Genomic DNA, 21928 nt, shown 5'->3' with positions numbered 1-21928 from the left:
ACAATAACGTCACCTAGTGCCACAAACAAGCCCCGACCGCCGTGGCCGGCCCCGCGGGACGAGCGCCCGCAAGTACTTCGACGCGAAGTCGCAGGTGCTGTGGAACGAGTTCGACAACGAGGTCACCACGATCCGCGCCAATCTCCAGCAGACCTCCGGCGACCTGCCCGTGATGGACGCCGTCCGTCACGCGGTCATCGCAGCCAACTACTACCGGGCCGAGGACGTGCCTGAGCTGCGCATGCGCATGCATCTGATCAGCACGGTGCCCGAACTCGTCGCCAGCGCCACGGTGCACTACGACGCCTGGGAGCGCGCGATCACCGAGTTCGTCGCCCGCCGCACCGATCAGCCGGCCGACTCGCTCTACCCGCTCGCCGTCGGCCGGGCCACCCTCGCCGTCTGCCGTGCCGCCTACGAACGCTGGTCCATCCACGCGGACGCCGATCTCACCCTCTACCTCGACGCCGCGCTACGCGCCCTCGCCGCTGGCTTCCGCGACGACATCCTCACCGCCGAGCCGCAGGGCGGCGGGACACGGCGGAGATGAACCAGGTGCCCGGGTCTGAGCCAGCCGACGCGATTCTCAGCGTGGTGCTGGAGCTGCTCGAGTCCGGTGGCCACGACGCCGTCCAGACGCGCGAGGTGGCGCGCCGTGCCCGCGTCTCGCCGCTGACGATCTACAAACTGTTCCCCGGCGCGACGAGCTCAAGGGCCGGGGCATCCGGGTCAACGCCATCACTCCCGGCCCCATCGACACCCCAGGCATCACCGGCCTGGCCGCCGACGAGGAGCAGGCCCACCAACTGAAGGGCTCCCTGGCCAGCGAGGTGCCGTTGGGTCGCATGGGTCACCCGGACGAGGTCGCGAACGCCGTGCTGTTCCTCGCCTCCCCGGCAAGCAGCTTCACCACCGGCAGCAACCTCCACGTCGACGGCGGGGTCAACCAGATCTGAGCACCAAACCGCCATGACGGTCCGGGCCCGGGATCGCGGGTGCTGCGGCCCGTCCTTGTCGTCGTGTCCGGCGGCCGGCCGCCCGGGCCCGTTCCATGGCCACTGCCTGGAGCGGGCCCGCCCGGTCGTGCCGGGTTCACGCCGCGAGCCGGGTCAGACGCGGTAGAGCTTGACCGCGTTGCCGCCCATGACCTTCCGCTGCGTCTCGGGACGCAGCGAGGCGATCGTCTCACCGACCATTCCGAGGGGGTCCGGGTGCAGGCAGGTCGGGTGCGGGAAGTCGGTCTCGAACATGATGTTGTCCTCGCCGACGGTGTCGACGAGGTGCTGGAGGTCGCCGCGGCCCTTCTCGAACCAGAAGGTCGCGTACCAGTTCGACGCGAAGTACTCCGACGGCCGCTTCTGCAGCTTGTGGAAGTACTCCGGCGCGTTCTCCTCGAGCTCGTAGTCCATCGCCTCGAGCATGAACGGCACCCAGCCGATGCCGCTTTCGACCGAGACCATCTTCAGGTCGGGGTGACGGTCGAACATCCCGGAGTAGGCGCTGTTGAGCAGTACCCGGGAGTTGTTCTGGAACAGCGACGCGCCGCCGATCGCCGGCTTCACGTAGTCGTCCTGGCTCGGCCAGTAGGTCGTGCCGAAGTAGGACAGCGCGGTCTGGCTGGCCCCGATGTGGAAGTGCACGGGGAGCTGGTTCCCGGCGCAGACCTCCCAGAACGGGTCCCAGGCGGGGTCGCCCAGGTCGGGTGAGCCGGAGTCCTGCGGGTCGGCGGTCATGTTGACCCCGCGGTAGCCCAGGGCGGCGCAGCGCTCGGCCTCCTGGACGCAGGCCTGGATGTCCCACGCGGGCATGATCGGCATGGGGAGCAGCCGGTTGCCCGACTCCGCCTGGACCTCCGCCATCGCGTCGTTGTAGAGCTCGACGCAGAGCCGGAGAACGATCGGGTCCTGGACCGAGTTCCGCAGGTTCTGGCCGCCGATGCCGATCGCGTTGGGGTAGAGGACCTGCGTGTGGATGCCGAGCTCATCCATCAGGCGCAGGCGCTCCTTCGGATCCCACGCCGCGGGGTGCACGTCGTTGATGCCCCAGGACCCGCCCTGGGAGTCCCGGAACGGGTGCTTCTTCCCGTGGTGGTCGACGGTGCCGCCGGAGCCTGCCTTGCCGAACGCCTTGCCCTCGACGATCCACATGTCGACGCCGTCGATCCGCTCGACGTGGGGGACCCGGTCCTCGTAGCCTTTCGGCGCCCGTTCGGTGAACAGGTCGTGGCGCTCGGTCATGTGTGCGTCGGCGTCGACCACTCGAATTCCGTCAGCCAGCTTGACCACTCGGGTCTCCTCGCGTCGTTTCGGCTGCGCCGGTTCGGCACATACCCGCGTGTACGTTCACGGCCTCTCCGGGAGCTGAGCGACCTCGGTGACGACGGGACCGTGCCTTCGACGCGCCCACGGCGGTCACGCGTCGCACTCCCCGGACTGATCCGCCGCGTGGAGAGCAGGCTAGCCGCGTTGACCCAAAGACACAAGTGAACACTTACTAAGGAGTGGGTCGGCGAGAACCCCGGGTGGTAGAGGCCGGCGGGCGATGGTCGGTGGGCGGCGGGGCCGGAGGCGGCCGCCACTCGAACACCACGGTGCGGGCGGGGCCCGCGACCAGATCTGTCCGAGTGCCGACGAACCGGGCCATGTGCCCACACGGGCTCATACGGTGGGCGGCATGGGAGTCAGGCGAACGGTCCTGGCGGGCATGCTCGCCGCTGCACTCGGCGGCAGTCTGCTGGCTGGATGCGCCGGGCTGGAGTCGACGGCCGCCGGGGACGGCGCCGCCCCGGCCGCGGAGCTGACCGCGCCCGCCGGGAGCTGCGGCGGTCCCGTCGAGACAGTTCAGGACGTCGAGGCGATCATCTCCGAACCGGCGGGGTGTCCCGGTGCGGTGAACACCTACTGGGCCGGTGAGCTGGGCGACCAGTGGACCGCGCCGCGCTTCGTCCCCTACCGCGACGGCGAGATCCCACCGATCGCCTGCGGAGAGGGCGAAACCGACCCGGCCGCCTTCGCCGGCAACGCCCTCTACTGCCCACTCGACGACACCGTCGCGTACAGCGTCGACTTCATGACCGAACTGCACGACGCCGGCGGCCCGTCCTACCCGATGTACGTGATCATGCATGAGCTGGCCCACCGGGCGGCCACCCACTCCGGCCGGACCGGGGTCGTGTCCCGCGCGGAGGAGAACCAGGCCGACTGCCTCGCCGGCGACGAGGCCCGCTTCGCCACCGACGCCGACCGGCTCGACATCGGCGACGCCTTTTCCGGCGCCCTGCTGTTCTTCACCCTCGGTGACACCCGCGACCGTGGCTGGTTCGACCGCGAGACCGCCACCTCGGACGGCGCGCACGGCACGCCCCGCCAGCGCGCCCAGGCGTTCGCCTTCGGCTACCTACGCGACAGCGACACCTGCTACCGCCTCGGCGAGTCACCCACCGGCAGCGTGCTCTTCTGAGCTGATGCTCCGAGGTTTTTCCGCCGAGCATTCTGCCTCCGTCGGGACGGCATCGGTGACCAGACCTCGGAACAAGCGGGTTCGGGCACTGGGCGCTGGCCGGCCGACCAGGCTTGCAGAAAAGGGCTGCGCCGCGGAGTCCGGGCTGCGACAATGATTTTGTCTGGCTTTCAGATCCCGTAAAAAGGCGACATTCGGCGCCGCGGCCCGAGGAACGGAGGATCGATGACCCGACAGGTGCACGCCGACCCGGATGCCATGGCCAAGTTCGCCACGCATCTCAACGACTTCAGCACGGGCATGCTCGGCGAGATCGGCAGGCTTCGTTCCCACTTCGATGGTCTTGACTGGCAGGATGCCCAGGGGCAGCAGTTCGCGTCCGAGGTCGCGGAGATGGCTGACAGGCTCCGCGCCTTCCTCGGCACCTCGAACGATATCGCCCAGAAGGTGCGCCGGAAGACCGAGCCGCTCAACGACTATCTCAACTTGTCCTCCTGAGCGGTCGCGACGCTACGGGGCGGACGGACTTAACGGGGCGGGAGGCAGGTGTCACTCGTATCGGCGGACCCCGCCGTGCTCAACAGGCATGTGGAGGTGATGGCGACCACGGTGGCCGGTATCGACAACGTGGTCGCCGAGATGGTCAGCCGACTGACCGCGCTGACGGATCGGGCCGAGGAGAACGTGCGGTCGCGGCGCATCGAGTACGACGAGGCCATGCGGGAGCTGGCGTCGGCCGAGAACGCGGTGCGGACCGCGGAGACAGCGGTCGAGCACGCGCGCCACGCGCTGGCACGGGCCCAGGCGGAGCTCGAACGAGCCCACACGGAACGCGGCGGCACCGACCGGGAGGGGATGAACCCGCGGCCGGCGGATGTCTCCGGTTCCATGGCGGCCGTCGCGCGTGCCGAGGCGGGCCTGGCCCTCGCCACCCGCAGGCTGGACCAGGCCATGGGAAGGCTCGCGGAGGCCCGGGTCGAGGCACACCGGGCCGAGCAGCGCGTGAGCGCCGCACTCTCGCTGCGTGACCGGGTCCAGGCAGAGGTCGGCCGCGCCCAGTTCGCGGCAGCGAGGGCGGCCGCGCTCCGTGACCTCGCAACGAGCGCGACCTTCCTGCTCACCTGCAGAGTCGATCTGCTCGACGAGTACAACTCGGATCTCCCCAGCCTGGTCTCCGCCGCGCTGACCGGGTCTGCCAGTCCCTTCTCCGGCATCGGGTAGTCCGATGGATCCTGACGCACCGCTGCACCGGCCCGCGGAGTACAGCCGTCTTACCGAATCCGTCCAGATCGCGGGTGACGTCCTGGCTCGTTTCAGCGGGGCCCTCACCGAGTTGACGCGGAGCTGGACCGACACGCCCGGCCACCGCTATCTGGAGCACTACGCCCGGCCCATGGCCGCGGAACTCGCGGAGTTCGCGAGGACGTCGACAGACATGGACCAGGCTGTGGGTGACATCAACCGGATCTTCGCCGAACAGGAGAACGAGGCTCGCTCGCGCCGCCGCCGCCAGGACGACAGGCCGCGGCGGTCGGCGGATGCCCAGGACGACAGGCCGCAGTGGTGGGCGGACGTCCAGGATGACGGGCCGCGGCGGTCGGTGGGCGCTCAGGATGAGTGAGGCGCAGGCGGGCCGCGAAGATCTCATCCAAAGGCTGCAGCGGCTACGTGCCGATGCGGACCGCATTGTCGGTGAGGCGGACCGTGCGGTGAACGAGGCCGACGCGGCGCTTGCCGGAGAGCGCGACAAAGTGGGCAAGAAGCGCAGCCAGGCAGTGGCGAAGTGGGCCGACTGGCGCGCGCGAGAGGTCGAGAGCCGGGTGACCGAGGTGCGTGACATCCTCGTTTCCCGACCGCGATTATGGGAGACCGAGGAAGGCCGCCAGCACGGCCCCGTTCCCGAGCACAGCGCCACGGAGGTCGTCGACGCGCTGGCGCTGGCCGTTCGTCGCCTGCGCTCGCCACTGCGAAGCAAACGGCACTGGACCAGGGTCGCGGTAGCTGCCGTTCGACGCGCTGACGAACTGATCGTACGGGCGACCGAGGACCTCGACGCGCAGGTGCGGACGGCCGCCCAGAACGCCCGGGCCAGCCACGGCAACGCCGTCGCGGCCGCGAAGCGCGCCTGGCGGCAAAGTCTGGCGCTGTTCCAGGCGGAGGTCGCCGCGGTCCGCGCCGACCTCGACGGGATCAGTCTGCCGGCGGACGCTGACTGGAGTACGTGGTCCCCGGTCTCCACACCCGTCGACGGACTGCGAATCGGGTGGTACATCCGGGCCGGGCATGACGGCGGGCAACTCGTCGTGCCCGCCCTCCTGCCGTTTCCCCGCACGACCAACCTCGTTGTCAAGGCCGGTCGCGCGAACACCGAACATTCCGACGTCGCGCTCGGCCTGATCGGCCGGATGCTGGCCTCGATCCCACCCGGCCAGCTGCGGCTGTCGGTTGTCGACTCGATCTCGCTGGGTCGGTCCGTGCGGTCGCTCTCCGGGCTGAACTCGACTGACGTGCGGCTCATGGAGACCCCGCTCATCGACTATCACGAGATCGAGGGCAGGCTCGCCGAGCTGGTCGGGCGCATCGGGCGGATCGAACGGGACCTGCTGGGCCCGCACCGGCTGGACTCGCTTGTCGATTACAACCAGCTGGTTGACGCGCGCCCTGAGCCTTACCACGTCGTGGTGGTTTTCGACTACCCTCGCGGATTCACCACGCCGGACAGCCTTACCCGGCTCGACCAGGTCATGGCGAACGGCCCTCGGTGCGGTGTCTACACCGTCCTGATGATCACGGACGATGACCCCGAGCATCCCCACCACCTGGAGCTGGTCGGGGGAGGGCGGGCCAGGCCCGGGCCGGCCGCGGCGGGGTCGCCGGCGGCCGACCGGTGGGAGCTCGTGCTGGAGCATCCGCGCGAGCCGACCTGGGAGACGTCCCGGATGCTGGGAACGATCGTCGACCGTGTCGCGGATCGGGCGCGTGACGCCGGCAAGGTGGTCGTCTCCCTGGACCGCGTGTTGTCGCTGGTGCCGGCGGCGACCAGACCCGAGCTCGGGGGCATCGCCGGTATGGAGCGACCGGTCGACGCGGGCGATCCGGCCACCTGGTGGCAGGGCGATGCCTCCGACGGGCTCGTGATCCCGATCGGGACGTACAGCCTGGACGACGTCATGGCCATGCGGCTGGGTGAGGGCACCCGCAATCACGTCATGGTCGCCGGTACCACCGGCTCGGGAAAGACGACCCTGCTGCACACGATCGTGCTGGCCGCGGCGACCGTCTACTCCCCGGCGGAACTGGAGCTCTACCTGGTAGACCTGAAGCAGGGCATCGAGTTCCAGGACTATGCCGTCCGGCAGTTGCCGCATGCCCGCCAGGTGGCCATTCACAGCGAACGCGAGTTCGGCCTGGAAACGATGCGCACACTACTGACGGAGATCGATTTCCGTGCGGAGCTCTTCAAAAAATACGGGGTCGAGAAACTCGCCAACTACCGGAGCGCCCGGGCCAGGGCCGCGAACGGGGCCAGCGACCCACGGCTCGCCCGGATCCTGCTCGTCGTCGACGAGTTCCACGTCCTGTTCGACGTCGACGACGCGGTCGGCCGGGACGCGGCGGCCAGCCTGGAGACCCTCGTCCGCATGGGTCGGGCGTACGGGATCCACGTACTGCTCTCGTCGCAGACGCCGAGCAGCCCGGTCGTCATGGGCGGTAGCACCGTCCGGCAGATGGAGGTGCGGGTCGCGCTGCGCTGCGATGACCAGGTCAGCCGCCGGGTACTCGCCGAGAACAATCCCAGCGCCAGTCAGCTGGGCCTTCGGGGTGAAGCGATCTACAATCCCAGCTCGGGCCAGCTCGGTCGTGACACGAAGTTCCAGATCGCCTTCATCGAGGCCGGCACCCGCACGGCGATGCTCGGGGCCATGCGCAAGCTCGCCCACGCACGGCACCACGTCCGTGTTCCCGCGGTGTACGACGGTGACCGGCCCGGTGACATCACCCGTGACGGGATCTTCGAAAAGCTGGCCCGTGCTCAGTCGACCCCGGCGAAGACGATTCGGATCTGGCTCGGCGAGCCGATGGGGCTGTCGGCCCCGGTGTGCGTCGACCTCACCCCGAGTGCCGATCGCACGATGTTGGTCATCGGTGACGACGCCGCGAACGTCGGTGTACTGACATCGACCGCCGCGGCGCTCGCCACGCTGGGCGTGGGCCGGAGCACCGCGTCTCCGGATCATGCTGATCACGCCGATCAGGGGGCTCAGGCAGGCCACGCGGATCACGCGGACGCCATCACCCTGATCGATTTCACCCCGGTGGACCACCGCTACACCGCTGTCCATGCCGAGCTGGGAGCTGTCCTCCCCGGCCTGCGCCGATGGAGCGCCACACACTGCCTGGAGCGGATCGAGTCCCTCGCGGACCTTGTGCGAAAGAGGCATGCGGACGACGCGTACACCATGACCTCGATCGCCGACTGCAGGGTGCTCATACTCAACGGCCTGCACCGCTGCCGTGAGCTCGACTCCTCCCCGAAAGGCTATGGCGCGGCCGGAGTGGGTGTGCCGCTCAGCCATCTGCTGGAGCAGGGCTCCGAAGTAGGCGTGTTCGTCATCGCGACGATCGACCGCAATGGGCTGCGCCGCGTCCACCGGGATATTCTGAACCAGTTCGGCATCGTACTCACCCGCCGCTACAGTGACTCTTTCGACGATCGTGTGAGTGCGCTGATCGGACGGCCGACGGCCAGGCTGCGTGACGGCCAGGCGGTGCTGGTCGACGACGGCAGCCAGACCCGGCTACGCCCGTACGGCATTCCGCCGCCCGGTTGGTTGAAAGCCTTCGGCGAAACACTTCCCTGAAGGCTGTTCCATAGCCCGGTTGAATGCGGTTCGGGGTGGCCGGCCCGGCCCGCCGGCGTCCGGGCGGCTGTACGCCAGCCGACCTGTCGGTTACCGCACAGTGGCACATCGTGCCCCAGGGGCCCTTTTCGACCTACCGTCGACTGGTCGAAAAGGAGCAGATCATGTCAGACCGTCGGGCCCCTGCCGTGCGACGTTGGCTGGGGCGCCGCCCCGCCGCCGCCACCGCGCTCGCCTGCACCGCGCTCGCCTGCGCCGTGCTCGCCTGCGCCGTGCTCGCGTTGCTTGCGGCCGGCTGCCAGTCCGTCGCGGCGGCGGCGTCCACCGCGGGTGCCGGATCCGGCGGCTGTCACGTTGTGGGCGGTTTCAAGGTGTGCGGCCCGGTCTACGACCGTTACGCGCAACTCGGTGGCCCGGCCGGGCCGCTCGGGAATCCGCTGCTCGACCCGCGTCCCGCGGTCGGTGCGGACAGCGTGAGCTACTTCCAGGGCGGCGCCGTGTTCGCCACCGGTACGGAGACCGACGTCCACCGGGTGCCCGGCGGGGAGGTGCCCGCCGTCGACGTGCCGAGCGTGTACAGCCTCCCGCTGGCCGACTTCGTCGTCGTGCGGAACGCGCGGGCGGCCGGTCCGTCAGGAATCCTGGTGTGGACGACCGACGGATGCAGCGGGCCGACTCCGCCCGAGGTGGACGACCTGTTCGCCGACCCCTGCCTGCGTCACGACTTCGGCTACCGCAACTTCCTGAACGGCCCCGCGGTCGACCCCACCGGGCAGCGGCGGCTGGCGATCGACAACCAGTTCCTCGTCGACCTGCGGGCGACCTGCGTGACGGCCGGCCAGCCGCAGGTGAACTGGCTCGGTGTCATGATGCCCTGCGAGCGCGCAGCCCTGCTGATGTACAACGCGGTGCGGGCCTTCGGCTAGTTCTGGCACGGATGCACTATCGCCTCGGTGCGGCGGCCGGGAAGCGGACGGGTCGCCGACCCGCAGCTTCCCCGCCAGCGTCAGCCGGGTCAACCGGTCGGCGAGCGCCTCGGTGACCGGATTCGCCGCACGTCCCTGGATGATGTCGAGCAGATCGGGAAACTGGTTGATCTCCGCCTCTCCTTGACGCGCCGCCCCCGACCCACTGAGCGCCTTTGTCGAAGGACGCCGCATCAGCGTGGACGGCCCGTCGTTCAGCGGTTCGGCGGCGTCCCGCCTGGAAGCCATCACCCGGCGGCTGCTGGCCCGCGAATCCACCGGCGGACGTCGGCGCGCTGTCGCCGAGTAGGCGGGCACCCTGGCGGCGTGCTCGCCGGTGGCCACGTCGGCCGGGGTGGTCGTGCGGCTCAGGACTCGTGGGGGACCGCCTCCACCCGGGGCTCAGGACGCTCTCGGGGGGTGGGCAGCTTCGCGGATTCGGCTGTCGCCGCCGCTGCCGCCCGCGTCGCCGCGAACGCCGCCCGGGCCGGAGCGCGCAGGACGACGAGCGTCGTGACGAGCCCGAGCAGGGCGCAGCCGGTACCGATCAGGAAGGCCAGGTGATAGCCGCTGACCAGGGCGGCGACGGCGGAGTGCCCAGGGGCGGTGAGGGTTTTCGTGCGGCTGGCGGCGAGGCTGGAGAGGACGGCGAGGCCGACCGAGGAGCTGAGCCAGAGCGAGACGTTGACGATTCCCGAGGCCAGCCCGGCGTCGGCCGGGGGGACGTCCGCCATGGCGATCGACAGCAGCGGGACCATCGCGACGCCCATGCCGAGACCGAGGATCAGCAGCCCCGGGAGCAGGCCGGCGGCGTAGCTGGTGTGCTCGTCCACCCGGGTCAGCAGGAACAGGCCGACGATCACCGCGACCAGTCCGGGGACGAGCACGTTCATCGCTCCGAAGCGGATGAGCAGCCGGCTGACGATGCCCATCGACAGGGCCGCGATGACGAGGGACATCGGCAGGAACGCGAGCCCGGTGCGCAGCGGACTGTAGCCGCGGACCTGCTCGAGGTAGAGCGCGCCGAAGAAGAAGACGGCGTACATCGCGATGAACAGGCATCCGCGCACCACACTGGAGCCGACCAGGCTGCGCACCCGCAGGATCCGCAACGGCATGATCGGATTGCTCCGCCGGGCCTCGACCAGGAAGAACGCGGCCAGGAGCACAACCCCGACGGCCCCGTACCCGAGTGTCTGGGCCGAGGCCCAGCCGTGGGTGGCCGCCGTGACGATCGCGTAGATGCCGAGCAGCAGCGCCGCGGTGACCAGCAGGGAACCGGTGACGTCCACTCCTCGGCCCACTCCGAGACCGACGTTCTCCTCGATCAGGACGACCCCGAGGGCGAAGGTCGCGACCCCGATCGGGACGTTGATGAGGAAGATCCAGTGCCAGCTCACGGCCTGGGTGAGCACTCCGCCGGCCACGAGCCCCAGTGACCCGCCCCCGACGGCGACGAGCATGTAGGCGCTCATCGCCCGGGCCCGCTCCGTCGCGTTCGGGAACTCGGTGACGATGATCGCGATGATCACCGACGAGGAGACGGCGCCGCCGAGCCCCTGGGCGAAGCGGGCCACGATCAGCGTGCCCTGGTTGGGGGAGACGGCGCACAGCGCCGAGGCGGCGGTGAACAGCGCGACCCCGGTGAGGAACACCCGCTTGCGGCCGACCAGGTCGCCGAGGCGCCCGGCGAGCAGCAGGAAACTGCCGAAGGCGATCAGGTAGGCGTCGACGACCCAGGTGAGGTTGGACTGGCTGAAGTGCAGGTCGCCCTGGATCGACGGCAACGCCACGTTGACGATCGACGAGTCGAGCGCGTTCATCAGCATGGCCAGGCACACGACCACGAGGGCGATCCACCGGCGCCGGTCGGCTCCGCCGGTAACTGCGGCCAGCGTGGGGTCAGACATCGACTGCGTCGGTCATCGAGGGGATCTTCTCCGGGGGAGTCGGAGCGTGGTTGGTCATCGGGCATCGATAATCACGTCAGGTTAATCATCACGGATCAGTGATGATGTCGATGCCGCTACTATAGTTCGATGCCGGAAGCCACCTCAACCACGGGGCCGATCGTGCTGCTGACCCGCCTGTCGCGGCTCGTCCACCGGGCCAGCACGCCCGACCTGCTCGGGATCAGCCTCAAGGACATGGCGGCCCTGGCCTACCTGCGCGATCACGCGCGCACCACCCAGCAGGCCCTGACCGAAGGCCTGTGCATCGACGCCAACTACTGCGTCCTGCTGCTCAACGACCTGGAAGCCGCCGGCCTGGCCGAGCGGCGCCGCGACCCGGCGGACCGCCGCCGCCATCTCGTCACGATGACCGAGACCGGCCGCGAGGCGCTCGAACGGGCCGAGCAGGCTCAGGAGAGCGTCGAGGACGAGATCCTCGCCGGCCTCAGCCGGGAGGAACGGGCCACCCTCGCCCGCCTGCTGGGCCAGGCGCTCGACGGCGCCATCCGCCGGCCCAACCTGTAGGAGCCCCCTCCGAGCCGGATTCGGGACGAACCAGGCTCGGGACGATCCGGGCTCGCGGGCTCCGCCGATACAGGCACTGGCAGGTCCTGCCTGGCAGCGGGTACGGCACCTGACGTGGGCGGCGTAGGCGGCCAGCGTGTACACCCGCGGCGGCGTCGACATCCCCACCCGTGAGCTGCTCACCTTCGCGATCCTGGTCGCCCTCGGCGGATGCGACCCGCAGGTGAGGGGGCGCGTCGCGGCGAACCTGAACGTCAGCGTGACCTCGCCGCCTCCACCGACTACCCGCCCGACGAGTAAAAGCGCGCCGCGGATGATGCGGGCGCACGGCCTGATTCATCAGCCGGGGAGCCTCAGATCGGACCGGTACCGGCTGTCAGTTCGCTGGCGGTGCCGTCGTCGGGTGGGCCGGGACGCGGCGGCGCGCCAGCCACCTCCTTCTGCTGGACGCGGGCGATCGCATTGTTGATCATTTCGCGTGCGGCTTCCAGGGGCATGTGCTGTAGCAGCGCGGTCGCGTCGCCGCCGACATAGGTCGGCACGTTCATTTTCGAGAGCTGTGCCAGGAGGAGCTCCATCGCCACGACATCCTGGCCCAGAAGCTGGATCCTCGCCTCGAGCTCCGCCGCCGCCAGCTTCTGGATGTGCTCCGCCTCCGCTGTGCTCCGGATTCCTTTGGCGACCGCTTCGCTCTCCGCCTGGACCCGGACGATCTCCGCCTTGATTCTCGCGTTCTCCAGCTCGTGCCGGTGGATACGTGCGTGCTCCCGCTCGCTGGCGATCGCCCGGCGGATCTCGTCAAGGTTCGCGGGTGGTTCGAACTCGCCGAGGGTGGTGCGGACCGCCTCGATATCCCATTCGTCAAGCGCCTGGCGGACTTTCTGCTCGACCTCCAGCCGAACCTCGTTGTGACTGTTCAGGAAGTCGAGCACCTTGTACTCGCTGGCCGTACTCAGAAAATATCCCTCGGCCGTCGTCCCCAGCACACGCTCGACGAACCGGCGCACCGGGGCGGGTCTCGTCACGTCGTCGTCCGGCTCGACCGGATGTTTCTCCTGCTCGCCGAACTGGCTCACCAGCCGCGGCGCCGCTCTGGCCGGAATCTGGATGGTCTGCTGCATGTCGAACCGGATCGGGAATCCTCCGACGTTGACCACGATCTGGTCGAGCGCCGAGTCGAAGCGGCTCTCCTCCTGCCGCTTCCTGCTCCACTCCAGGACGAGGACCCGGGTGGGGATGAGGACCACGCGGGCGAACCACGGATTGATCTGATAGCTCCCGCCGCCGGGGAGCGTCTCCTCCTGTACCCCCTGGCAACCACCGTTCTCGAGGAAAGCCCAGGGGTACTGGAAACTGCGATGGCCGGGTACCCGCGGCGCGACCGCGGCGTTGCTGTCGTCGTACATCTGTCCGACGCGGACGATCACGACTCCGGCGGTTCCGACCTGAACGTCGATCTCTCTCAGGTCGTTCTCGGTGAGGCCGTACCGGCCAGACCCGATCGTCTCCACCGTCACGACGTCGAAGAGCTCCGGGTTGATGTCGTACTCGCCGACCGGCAGCACCGCGGGCTGTCTTCCCTTCTGGCCCCCGTTGCGGAGGAAGGCGCGCCCGTCCTGAAAGGAGTCGCATTCGACGTGCCTCGAAAGCGCCTCGTGCACCGGAGCCGTCTCCCCGTCCCTCGCCACGACCACGCCGATCGTTCCCGGCGGGACCCTGGTCCTTTCCCGATAGCTGATCTGGTACAGCACCGGCGGCCGGAAGTAGAGCCAGTCGGCCTTCAGCAGCTCGGCCTGCACCCCTGGCGAGCCATGCACCTTCACCCGCCGGCGTGCGTCGTCCGGGTGGCTCGGGGCGAACCGTACCCGAACGACTCCCACCTGGCCCGGCGGTACCTTTATCAGCCCGATGAAGAGAAGATACCCCCCACCGCCGAGAAAAATGACCAGCAGCAGCCACCCGTACCAGGGCACGATCATCCCCCGCCTTTCAGTAGCCGTAAATGCACAGCCATGACTGTCTGCACCCACTGGTCATGCCAGCTCTGATATCGCTCCATCTGCGGATTACGCAGAGTCGGGAAGAATCCGTTTCCGCGGCCGGCGGCCCCGACGAAGGCTCCATAGCGTGGATTCGTGTCTCCGCGGCCGCTCGTCCACCCCAGCGCCTGTGCCAGCTGGACGAAATCCCGCTCGGTGTCGACGCGCAGGCCCATGTGACGGGCCATCTGGGCGCGAAACCCCTGCTTTCCCTCGGAGGCGTCCTCCCACAGTGAGTCGATCCGGGCCAGCAGGTCGATGGGCAGTCGTTCGCCGTCAGCCCGGCGCCGCATCCAGCCGGCCTCCAGCCGCTGCACCGACTCGAGCAGCAGCGACGATGTCAGGATGTCCGCATGCTCCAGCTCTCCCTCCTGGAAGAGCGAGCCGAGCTTCTCCAACGATCTTTCCCTGGAGAGGTGCACCGTCGACGCCCGTTGGTGCGGCGGCCGCAGCAGGAGCGTCGGGGTGTCTCCGCCGGCGGTGCCCGTGCTCCTGCAGACCGCCTGCAACTGCGCGATCTCCCGCTCGCCTGGCAACGAGCCGTCCTGGGCGTCGAAGTAGTGCCGAGTCGCGAGCAGGAACAGTCGGCTTCCCTCGATCAGGATCGGGAAGAACTCCCGGTCGTGCCGCTGCCCTTCCAGGATCTCCCGTTCGACCCACTCCGACTTCTCCGCCGCGGGGGACATCACGACGATGACCGCGAGGGCGTTCCTGATCCGTAGCCGGATCTCCTGGGTGAATCGAGTGCCCCACCCCAGGCCGTCGTCGTACCAGACGGGCAGGCCGAAGCCGTCCAGGCACCGCGCGAGCCGTTCGACGTACATGGCGTCCGCATGCGCGTACGAGATAAACAGCGAGGGCTCGTTCAGCGTGCTGCTTCCCACATAAGGCGACTCCGCGGCCAGCATCCCTCGTCCTTGCCCTGAACTCATCGCGGCCAGCGCCGGGTCGTGCGGTTCCAGCCCTGGTCACATGCCGGACAGATGGCGGCGTCCCGGCTGTCGGCGCCCGGCGCGGGCACTGTCGGCAGGACGAGCTCGCCGGCGCTCCAACGGATCACCTCAGCTCGGAGCGCTGGTCGAGCCAGACCGGTGAACCCCTCATTTTTCGGCCTTGCCCGACCCGAGGACGTACCCAGACTGATCGCGACCCCCAGCGTTCCCAGCTATCGAGGATTAAGAATGGACATATTAGCTCCATAATCTGCTCTGAAGTAGAAGTAAGTGTGCCCATATCGGCCCGGTGGGGCATGGAAGGTCCGGCCTGCCGGTCTGAGTAACACCACTGTCCCCGCCGCGACCGCCGGCGCCTAGCCGCGGTAGCGCGCCACCGGGCCGAGCGTGAGCATGCCGCTGGCGGCGCCGGCGTGTTCGGTGCGGGCGGGCCGCAGGGCCGCCGCGGCCCGCCCGGCGATCGCATGCTCGCCGAGCTGGGCGGCGGCGTGGGCGGTGAGGCACCAGAGCGCCTCCTGGAGGTGGTCGTGCGGCGGTTCGGGCGTCGCGGCGAGGGCGGCTCGCGCCTGTTCCCGACGGTCCTGCGCGAGGAGCACGAGCGGTGCCGCCCACGGCGTGTACGGGCCCCAGTCCAGCCGCGGGTCGATCGGGGCGGGGCGGTCGTGCAGCAGACGGAGCCCGAGCAGGGCGAGCGGTAGCAGGCCGCGGTGCAGGCCCGGCATTCCGGCCTGTTCGAGCGCGGTGTCGGCGGCGCGGTAGGCGGCCGCGGCCGCGGCGGCGGACGGCCCGCCGGGCGCGGCGCTGCGGGCCGCGATGACGAGCGCCCGGAACCACCCGGTGAGCACCGGCACGAGCGGCGACTCGTGCTCGGCGGCGAGCCGCTCGGCCGCGGCCGCGTGCTGGGAGCCAGCGTCGAGATCACCGCGGGCCGACGCCGACTGCAGGCGTACGAGATGGCCGAGAATCGCGAAGGTGGGCAGCCCGTGCCGGGTGGACACCGCGACGAGTTCCGCTCCGATGTCGTCGCGCCGCTGCGCGAGTCCCGGCCGGGAGAAGGACTGCAGAAAGACGCCGTTGAGCGCGAAGGCGAGCAGGGCGGGATCACCGAGAGACCGTGCCAACGCCTCAGCCTCCCGTGCCGGCCCGGCGGCGTCCTCGGCGCGGCTCTCGACGGTGATCGTGGCGAGGAGCCGGGCCCGCAGGTCGGCGGGCGCGGCGGGGCCGAGCGTGGCGAGCGTGCGTTCGGCCGCGGCGACGACGGCGCGGGCCTGTACCGGGTCATCGGCACGGTTCCAGATCGCGGGCACGTCATAGGCACCGATGACGCGGGCGGTCAGCGTCATGTTGCCCGTTCGTTCCGCGGCGAGCGCGGCGGCGAGCCGGTCGCGCCGGGAGGACACGAGCGCGTCGCCGCCCGCGAGGGCCAGGGCGCGGGCGATGTTCACGGTCGTGCGCGGACCGAGGCGGGTGGTGGTGGCCGGCTGTTCGGAGCCCCGCGGTTCGAGGGTGGGCGACTGGGTGAGCATGTCCGCTTCAAGCCGGCGCAGTGCGCGGCTCGGGTCGAGCCCGAGCTGGTCGACGAGCATCGCGCGGGCGCGCCGGAGTGTGGCGAGCGCGTCGGCCTGGCGCCCGGCGCGGTAGAGGGCGCGGGCGAGCAGTCCCCACGCCGGCTCGCGCCACGGATGTTCGGTGACGTGCGCGTCGAGCTCGGCGACGAGATCGGCCCCGTGGCCGCGATCGAGCAGGATGCCCGCCCGCAGCTCCACGCCCTGCAGCCGCAGCTCCTCGAGCCGGCGGCGCTCGCCGCGCACCCACCCGGCGTCGGGCAGGTCGGCGTAGGCCGGTCCGCGCCACGCGGCGAGCGCCACGCCGAGCGGCGCGAGCGCGTCGGACGAGCGGCGGGCGGCGGCGAGCGCGTCCTCGAAGCGGTGGGCGTCGACGTCCGCCCGTGGCAGGCGCAGCGTGTAACCGGGCCCCTCTGTCACCAGTACGCGAGGTGGCGTCCGGGGCGGGCGTTCGGGCTCGAGGGCGCGGCGCAGGGCGGCGACGAACGTGCGGAGGGCGCCGACGGCGCCGGCCGGCGGGTCGGGCCACAGGTCGGCGACGAGGGTGTCGGTGGCGACCATCCGTCCGTCGGCGGCGACGAGGCGGGCAAGGACCTCACGGTGCCGGGGGCCGCGAAGGTCGATCTCGGTCCCGTCCTCGCGTCGTGCCCTCACCGCGCCCAGCACCTCGATCCGCATGTCCCCATCCTCACGGCCCGCCGCCCCCACGGCGTCGCGCGCTGATTCGCCGCTGACCGGCGCCGTGCAGCCTGGGCTCGCCCGGTACGGCACCCGCTTTGGAAGGACGCGCGTCATGCCCCTCACCATCCCCGGCTTCGACTACACCCGCCTGCCCGGTGCGGACGGTGCCATGCTCTCGACGGCGATCGGCGGCACGGGCAGCCCGGTCGTGCTGCTGCACGGTTTCCCCCAGACCCACCTCATGTGGCGCCAGGTCGCCGAGCGCCTCGCCGCCCGGCACACGGTCATCTGCCCTGACCTTCGCGGATACGGAGCAAGTGACAAGCCGCCCGCCACGGGCCCCGACGTGTACGCGAAGCGGACCATGGCGGCGGACGTCGTGGCGCTTGCCGCGGCGCTCGGCCACGAACGCCTGGCGCTGGTCGGCCACGACCGCGGAGCCCTCGTCGCGTTCCGAGCCGGGCTCGATCATCCCGAGACGATCACGCACCTCGGCATCCTGGACGTCGTACCGACCCTCGACATGTGGAACGTGTTGCACGGGGTGTCCGGCGCGGTCGGCTTCCACCTCTATCTCATGGCGCAGCCAGATGGCCTGCCCGAGACGTTGATCATCAACAGCGCGGACGCGTTCTTCGGCTTCTTCCTCGACGCCTGGGCGAACGATCCGGCGGCGATCCCGGCGGACGTCCGCGCCGAATACCTGCGAGCGAGCGCCGCGGCGGTGCCGTCGATCGTCGCCGACTACCGCGCGTCCGCCGGCGTCGACCTGACGCACGACCAGGCCGACCTCGACGCCGGCTCGCAGTTCGCGATGCCCGTCTCCGTGGTGCAGCAGGACTGGGGCGCCCAGCTCGGCTTCGACGCCGAGGCGCTCTGGCGGGCCTGGGCACCCGACCTCGACCACCGCCTCACCCGCGCCGGCCACTTCATGGCGGAGGAGGCCCCCGACGAGATCGCCCGGGTGATCCGTGACCTTCTCGCCCGGTGACGACGGCGGCCGCCATCGCTGGGGCCCCGGGACCCCGGCGGGACAGCGAGCGCGGCGTACGACGTGGGTTGTGCGCCACACCGCCGGCCACGTGCCTTGATTTCGACGTCAATATTGTTGGATCAGGGAGTTCCTCGGCGGCCGGCCGGACGCCTGCTCGCGCTGTGCGCCGAGGAGCGGATCGGAGACCAGTGCTCAGCCGAAGCGGCTCCAGCCGAGGTGCGGACCCGCGTCGTCCCGGCGAGGCAAGCCACGTCATGCCCGGGGGGCGGCAGCGATGACCACCACCGATGAAGTCCAGTACGTCACGCACACCGACGACCACATCCTGCTCGAGCTCGGCTTCGGCCTCGACCTGGTCGGCGACGAGTGGCACGGGTCGGCACCGGTCGTCCCGGAGCTGTTCGCCCCCGGGACGCGGAGCGTGCGCACGTCGATCCTGGCGATCTGGGCCGACACCGTGGCCGGCTACACGGTCATGGACCGGTTCGCCCCCCGCGTCCCCGTCACGCTCGACCTGGACGTCCAGGTCTTCGCCCCGCCGCGCGAGTCCGAGACGATCGATGTGGCCGCCCGGCTGGTCAAGGCCGGCCGGTCGGTCGGCGTCGTGGAGGTCGAGTTCACCGGCAGTGGCGGTGACCGGATCGGATTCGCCGTCACCTCGTTCATGGCCGCCCCGAACCCCGCCCTGGTCATGGCACCTGATCTGGCGGACCTGAAGACCCGGCCGCGCCGGAGCCCGGGCCGACGGCTGAGCAGGCCGCTGGCCGAGCGGGCCCGCTGCGAGATCCTCGCGCCGGGCGTGGCCACGCTGCCCCGCGCCGAGGACGCGATCAACGCGTCGAACACCATCAACGGTGGGCTGCTCGCCCTGACCGCCGAGGAGGCGGCGCTCTCCCTCACCCCGGGCGAGACGCTCGCCTCCCTGGGGATCCGCTACCTGCGCCCGGCCCGGGTCGGCCCGGTCGTCGCCACCGCGCTGGTCCGCGACGGCCTCGGCCGGGTCGAGGTGCGTGACACCGGCGCCGACAACCGCCTCGCCGTCCTCGCCACCACCCGAACCTTCGGCCGGGCTCGCTGATCCCACACCGATCAGGCCCGCCGACGTCAGGGGCTCGTGAGGATGACGAGTTGCCGGGTCGCGCGGGTCATCGCGACGTAGCGGTCGACGGCTCCTTCGATGCCGGTGCCGAAGGCCTCCGGGTCGACGAGGATGACCAGGTCGAACTCGAGCCCCTTCGACAGCTCCGGGGTCAGCGACCGGACGCGCGACGTCGGCCGGAACGTGGGATCGCCGATGACGCAGGCGATCCCGTCGGCGTGCGCGGCGAGCCACGAGTCGAGGACCGAATCCAGCTCCGAGGTGGATCCGTGCCGGACGGGGATGCCGCTGCCGCGGATGGAGGTCGGCACGTTGGCGTCCGGGAGCACGGTGCGGATGACCGGCTCGGCTTCGGCCATGACCTCTTCCGGCGTCCGGTAGTTGATGCTGAGGGACGCCTGCCTGATCCGGTCGAACCCGACCCGCGCGAGCCGTTCCCGCCACGACTCGGTGAAGCCGTGGCGGGCCTGGGCGCGGTCCCCGACGACGGTGAAGCTGCGGGACGGACAGCGCAGCAGCAGCATCTGCCACTCCGCGTCGGTCAGCTCCTGGGCCTCGTCCACGACGACGTGCGCGAACGGGCCGGCGAGCAGGTCCGGGTCGGTGGTGGGCAGCGCGGACTCGTCGACCAGGACGTCGCGCAGGTCCTGCCCGCGCAGCATCGTCACGAGGCCCTCACCGTCGTCGTCGGCCTCGAGCAGGTTGTCGACGACCTTGGTCATGTGTTCGCGTTCGGCGGCGACGGCGGCGTCCTGCCGACGCCTGCGCCGGGACGCCTCCGGGTCGCCGAGCCGCTGCCGGGCCGCGTCCAGGATCGGCAGGTCGGACACCGTCCAGGCCTGGGTGTCCGCGCGCTGCAGGAGCCGGACCTCGTCGGGGCTGAGCCAGGGAGCGCATTTGCGCAGGTAGGCGGGTACCGACCACAGGTCTCCGACGAGGTCGGCCGCTTCGATCAGCGGCCACGTGCGGTTGAAGGTCGTGAGCAGCGCCCTGTTCTGCAGCAGCGACCTCCGGAGCAGGTGCGCCGAGATGTCGTCGTCGTGCTTGTCCATCAGGATCGTGACCAGCTCCTGCCAGATCTGGTCACGTGCCTCGTTGTGCGGGGTGCCGGGGTCCGGTGCCTCGAACGCCTCGGCCCAGTCGTCGGCGCTCAGCCAGACGTCCGCCCAGTGGGTCGTGAGCGTCATTCCCCTGGTGGGCGGTTCCTCGTAGAACCTGACGGCCGTCTCGATCGCCTTCACCAGGTTCGCGGACGATTTCAGGCGGGCCACGTCCGGGTCGGTCTCGATCGTCGCGGTGGCTCCCTCGGCGACGAGGTCCCGCAGGTTGCAGGTCTGCACTCCCTCCTCGCCGAGGCTGGGGAGGACGTCGGCCACGTAGGCCAGGTAGGGCTGGTGCGGACCGACGAACAGCACCCCGCCGCGGCGGTGACCGAGGCGAGGGTCGGCGTAGAGCAGGTAGGCGGAGCGGTGCAGCGCGACGACGGTTTTTCCCGTGCCCGGACCGCCGTCGACGACGAGGGCGCCGTCGGATCCCGCGCGGATGATGGCGTCCTGGTCGGCCTGGATGGTGCCGAGCACGTCCCGCATCCGGGCGGAGCGGTTGCCGCCCAGGCTGGCGATGAACGCGGACTGGTCGTCGAGCGCGGCGTGCCCCTCGAACCCGTCCGGGGTGAACACCTCGTCCCAGTAGTCGCTGATCCGGCCGCGGGTCCAGCGGTACCTGCGGCGGCTCGCCAGGCCCATCGGGTTGGCGTGGGTCGCTCCGAAGAACGGCTCGGCGGCGGGCGAGCGCCAGTCGAGCAGCAGGCGACGGCCCGCGCTGTCGGTGAGCCCGAGCCGTCCGACGTATACGGGCTCGGGGTTGTCCACCCGGATGATGTACCCGAGGCACAGGTCCAGACCGAAGCGGCGCAGGGCGCGCAGGCGGGCGGTCAGCCGGTGGATCTCCAGGTCCCGGTCCATCGCCTCCTGGCCGATGCCGCCGGGCGCCCTGCGCGCGGTGTCGAGGCGGTCGGACAGCTCGGCGATCGACTGTTCGAGGCTCTCCGCGATGGCCGTGAAGTGCTGCTCGTCGCCGGCGACCAGCGTCGGGTCGGCCTTGGCGGCGAGGCGGTCGGGAAGGTCGAACGCGCTGGTGGTCAGGGGGTTCACGTCTCGGCTCCGACCTGAGGCTCGCGACCTCAGATCCAAATTCTGGCGCTCACGGGCGCGGCTGGATTCTGCTCGGCATCTGGCCTCGGCTGGCTATTCTGCGGCACAGCCTGGGTCTTGACGCAAGCCCCCCCGCGTGCTATAAGTTGAAAGCGGCGGGGAGTTGATGTTCCCCCCTGCCCATTTTCGTCCGCGATGGGCGGACAACCTCTTCGGTGAGGCCATCTGCCCGCGGCGTATTCCCAAGTTCCCAAGCGGGAGCTCTCGAACGCGGCTGCCGCGGTGCGCACAGCGTCGACGAGTGGTGGGACGAGTGGTGGACAGTGGCGTCGGCGGGCCGACCGTGCAGGCCGGTCCGCCGACGAGCCGGTGCCGCGGTTACATACCCATGTCGCCGAAGGCGGCGGCATCCGCGGACGCGGACGCCGCCGCGTCCGCCAGGCTGTTCGCCACCACGACCTCGATGGTGAGGAAGAGGCCGGTGATGGACGCGGCGTTCTGCAGCGCCGAGCGGGTGACCTTCACCGGGTCGATGATCCCGGCGGCGATCATGTCGACGTACTCGCCGGTGGCGGCGTTCAGGCCGTGCCCGGTCGGGAGACCGCGGACCTTCTCGACCACCACGCCGCCCTCGAGACCGGCGTTGGATGCGATCTGATGCAGCGGTGCGGCGAGCGCGCG

General features: G+C 70.4%; 18 protein-coding genes and 1 pseudogene. 12 read left to right on the top strand and 7 right to left on the bottom strand.

The window, feature by feature from the left end:
• Positions 1 to 16: 16 nt before the first annotated feature.
• From E0504_RS45640 to E0504_RS45630, 3 genes and pseudogenes are all read left to right on the top strand, one after another.
• Positions 17 to 550: a mycofactocin system transcriptional regulator gene (locus tag E0504_RS45640; protein ID WP_112109156.1), complete on the top strand. Its 534-nt coding sequence runs from the start codon at positions 17 to 19 to the stop codon at positions 548 to 550.
• Positions 547 to 810, top strand: coding sequence for a helix-turn-helix domain-containing protein (locus E0504_RS53070; protein WP_243657935.1), 264 nt, complete (start codon positions 547 to 549; stop codon positions 808 to 810). The genes E0504_RS45640 and E0504_RS53070 overlap by 4 nt, the downstream gene beginning before the upstream one ends.
• Positions 702 to 956, top strand: a pseudogene (locus E0504_RS45630) (SDR family NAD(P)-dependent oxidoreductase); the annotation flags it as partial. The gene E0504_RS53070 and the pseudogene E0504_RS45630, both read left to right, overlap by 109 nt.
• A gap of 153 nt (positions 957 to 1109) precedes the next feature.
• Here E0504_RS45630 and E0504_RS45625 read toward each other — a convergent pair.
• Positions 1110 to 2285 (bottom strand): amidohydrolase family protein, encoded by a 1176-nt coding sequence (locus tag E0504_RS45625; protein WP_071066655.1) that lies wholly within the window; start codon positions 2283 to 2285, stop codon positions 1110 to 1112.
• Between the two features lie 388 nt (positions 2286 to 2673).
• Between E0504_RS45625 and E0504_RS45620 the strand changes: the two genes are divergently transcribed.
• From E0504_RS45620 to E0504_RS45595, 6 genes are all read left to right on the top strand, one after another.
• Positions 2674 to 3459: a neutral zinc metallopeptidase gene (locus E0504_RS45620; RefSeq protein ID WP_112109165.1), complete on the top strand. Its 786-nt coding sequence runs from the start codon at positions 2674 to 2676 to the stop codon at positions 3457 to 3459.
• A gap of 225 nt (positions 3460 to 3684) precedes the next feature.
• The gene (locus E0504_RS45615) at positions 3685 to 3957 is read left to right on the top strand and encodes a hypothetical protein (RefSeq protein ID WP_131627600.1); all 273 of its coding nucleotides are present in this window, start codon (positions 3685 to 3687) and stop codon (positions 3955 to 3957) included.
• 48 nt (positions 3958 to 4005) lie between these two features.
• Positions 4006 to 4680 (top strand): hypothetical protein, encoded by a 675-nt coding sequence (locus tag E0504_RS45610; protein WP_131627598.1) that lies wholly within the window; start codon positions 4006 to 4008, stop codon positions 4678 to 4680.
• A 4-nt stretch (positions 4681 to 4684) separates the two neighbouring features.
• On the top strand, positions 4685 to 5080 hold the full coding sequence (locus E0504_RS45605; RefSeq protein WP_112109153.1) for a hypothetical protein: 396 nt from the start codon (positions 4685 to 4687) through the stop codon (positions 5078 to 5080).
• Positions 5073 to 8321 carry an FtsK/SpoIIIE domain-containing protein gene (locus E0504_RS53860; RefSeq protein WP_112109164.1) on the top strand — a complete coding sequence of 1083 codons (3249 nt, stop codon included), beginning with the start codon at positions 5073 to 5075 and terminating at the stop codon, positions 8319 to 8321. The genes E0504_RS45605 and E0504_RS53860 overlap by 8 nt, the downstream gene beginning before the upstream one ends.
• A 164-nt stretch (positions 8322 to 8485) precedes the next feature.
• Positions 8486 to 9247 carry a phospholipase gene (locus E0504_RS45595; protein WP_112109163.1) on the top strand — a complete coding sequence of 254 codons (762 nt, stop codon included), beginning with the start codon at positions 8486 to 8488 and terminating at the stop codon, positions 9245 to 9247.
• Between the two features lie 407 nt (positions 9248 to 9654).
• On the opposite strand, the gene E0504_RS45585 is transcribed toward E0504_RS45595, so the two are convergent.
• Complete coding sequence (locus E0504_RS45585) at positions 9655 to 11196, bottom strand: MFS transporter (protein WP_112109152.1); 1542 nt, start codon at positions 11194 to 11196, stop codon at positions 9655 to 9657.
• A 162-nt stretch (positions 11197 to 11358) separates the two neighbouring features.
• On the opposite strand from E0504_RS45585, the gene E0504_RS45580 reads away from it, so the two are divergent.
• Positions 11359 to 11763 (top strand): MarR family winged helix-turn-helix transcriptional regulator, encoded by a 405-nt coding sequence (locus E0504_RS45580; RefSeq protein WP_243657934.1) that lies wholly within the window; start codon positions 11359 to 11361, stop codon positions 11761 to 11763.
• A gap of 353 nt (positions 11764 to 12116) precedes the next feature.
• Here E0504_RS45580 and E0504_RS45570 read toward each other — a convergent pair whose 3' ends face one another.
• The 3 genes from E0504_RS45570 to E0504_RS45560 all read right to left on the bottom strand — a co-directional run bounded on the left by E0504_RS45570 (position 12117) and on the right by E0504_RS45560 (position 16998).
• The gene (locus tag E0504_RS45570; RefSeq protein WP_112109150.1) at positions 12117 to 13742 is read right to left on the bottom strand and encodes an SPFH domain-containing protein; all 1626 of its coding nucleotides are present in this window, start codon (positions 13740 to 13742) and stop codon (positions 12117 to 12119) included.
• On the bottom strand, positions 13739 to 14710 hold the full coding sequence (locus E0504_RS45565) for a TIR domain-containing protein (protein WP_112109149.1): 972 nt from the start codon (positions 14708 to 14710) through the stop codon (positions 13739 to 13741). Before E0504_RS45565 ends, E0504_RS45570 begins: the two co-directional genes overlap by 4 nt.
• Positions 14711 to 15111: 401 nt before the next feature.
• Positions 15112 to 16998, bottom strand: a complete 1887-nt coding sequence (locus E0504_RS45560; protein ID WP_131627595.1) for a BTAD domain-containing putative transcriptional regulator — start codon at positions 16996 to 16998, stop codon at positions 15112 to 15114.
• 115 nt (positions 16999 to 17113) lie between these two features.
• Between E0504_RS45560 and E0504_RS45555 the strand changes: the two genes are divergently transcribed.
• Together E0504_RS45555 and E0504_RS45550 are read left to right on the top strand one after the other, a co-directional pair.
• Positions 17114 to 17992 carry an alpha/beta fold hydrolase gene (locus E0504_RS45555; RefSeq protein ID WP_131627593.1) on the top strand — a complete coding sequence of 293 codons (879 nt, stop codon included), beginning with the start codon at positions 17114 to 17116 and terminating at the stop codon, positions 17990 to 17992.
• Between the two features lie 277 nt (positions 17993 to 18269).
• Positions 18270 to 19073, top strand: coding sequence for a hotdog domain-containing protein (locus tag E0504_RS45550; RefSeq protein WP_112109146.1), 804 nt, complete (start codon positions 18270 to 18272; stop codon positions 19071 to 19073).
• A gap of 26 nt (positions 19074 to 19099) precedes the next feature.
• On the opposite strand, the gene helR is transcribed toward E0504_RS45550, so the two are convergent.
• Together helR and E0504_RS45540 are read right to left on the bottom strand one after the other, a co-directional pair.
• Positions 19100 to 21247, bottom strand: a complete 2148-nt coding sequence (helR, locus tag E0504_RS45545) for an RNA polymerase recycling motor ATPase HelR (protein WP_112109145.1) — start codon at positions 21245 to 21247, stop codon at positions 19100 to 19102.
• A 378-nt stretch (positions 21248 to 21625) separates the two neighbouring features.
• Positions 21626 to 21928: TCP-1/cpn60 chaperonin family protein (locus tag E0504_RS45540; RefSeq protein ID WP_306769385.1), on the bottom strand; the 303-nt coding region annotated here is incomplete at its 5' end.

It is taken from the genome of Parafrankia sp. BMG5.11 (assembly GCF_004337455.1).
Note: the sequence above shows the minus strand (reverse complement) of the source record. Positions and strands in the feature narration are given on the sequence as shown.

Excerpts from the sequence above, each read along its gene's own strand:
- E0504_RS53070 (WP_243657935.1), top strand. The coding sequence starts at position 547 with ATGAACCAGGTGCCCGGGTCTGAGCCAGCCGACGCGATTCTCAGCGTG.
- E0504_RS45620 (WP_112109165.1), top strand. The coding sequence starts at position 2,674 with ATGGGAGTCAGGCGAACGGTCCTGGCGGGCATGCTCGCCGCTGCACTC.
- E0504_RS45615 (WP_131627600.1), top strand. The coding sequence starts at position 3,685 with ATGACCCGACAGGTGCACGCCGACCCGGATGCCATGGCCAAGTTCGCC.
- E0504_RS45605 (WP_112109153.1), top strand. The coding sequence starts at position 4,685 with ATGGATCCTGACGCACCGCTGCACCGGCCCGCGGAGTACAGCCGTCTT.
- E0504_RS53860 (WP_112109164.1), top strand. The coding sequence starts at position 5,073 with ATGAGTGAGGCGCAGGCGGGCCGCGAAGATCTCATCCAAAGGCTGCAG.
- E0504_RS45595 (WP_112109163.1), top strand. The coding sequence starts at position 8,486 with ATGTCAGACCGTCGGGCCCCTGCCGTGCGACGTTGGCTGGGGCGCCGC.
- E0504_RS45585 (WP_112109152.1), bottom strand. The coding sequence starts at position 11,196 with ATGTCTGACCCCACGCTGGCCGCAGTTACCGGCGGAGCCGACCGGCGC.
- E0504_RS45570 (WP_112109150.1), bottom strand. The coding sequence starts at position 13,742 with ATGATCGTGCCCTGGTACGGGTGGCTGCTGCTGGTCATTTTTCTCGGC.
- E0504_RS45565 (WP_112109149.1), bottom strand. The coding sequence starts at position 14,710 with ATGCTGGCCGCGGAGTCGCCTTATGTGGGAAGCAGCACGCTGAACGAG.
- E0504_RS45560 (WP_131627595.1), bottom strand. The coding sequence starts at position 16,998 with ATGCGGATCGAGGTGCTGGGCGCGGTGAGGGCACGACGCGAGGACGGG.
- E0504_RS45555 (WP_131627593.1), top strand. The coding sequence starts at position 17,114 with ATGCCCCTCACCATCCCCGGCTTCGACTACACCCGCCTGCCCGGTGCG.
- E0504_RS45550 (WP_112109146.1), top strand. The coding sequence starts at position 18,270 with ATGACCACCACCGATGAAGTCCAGTACGTCACGCACACCGACGACCAC.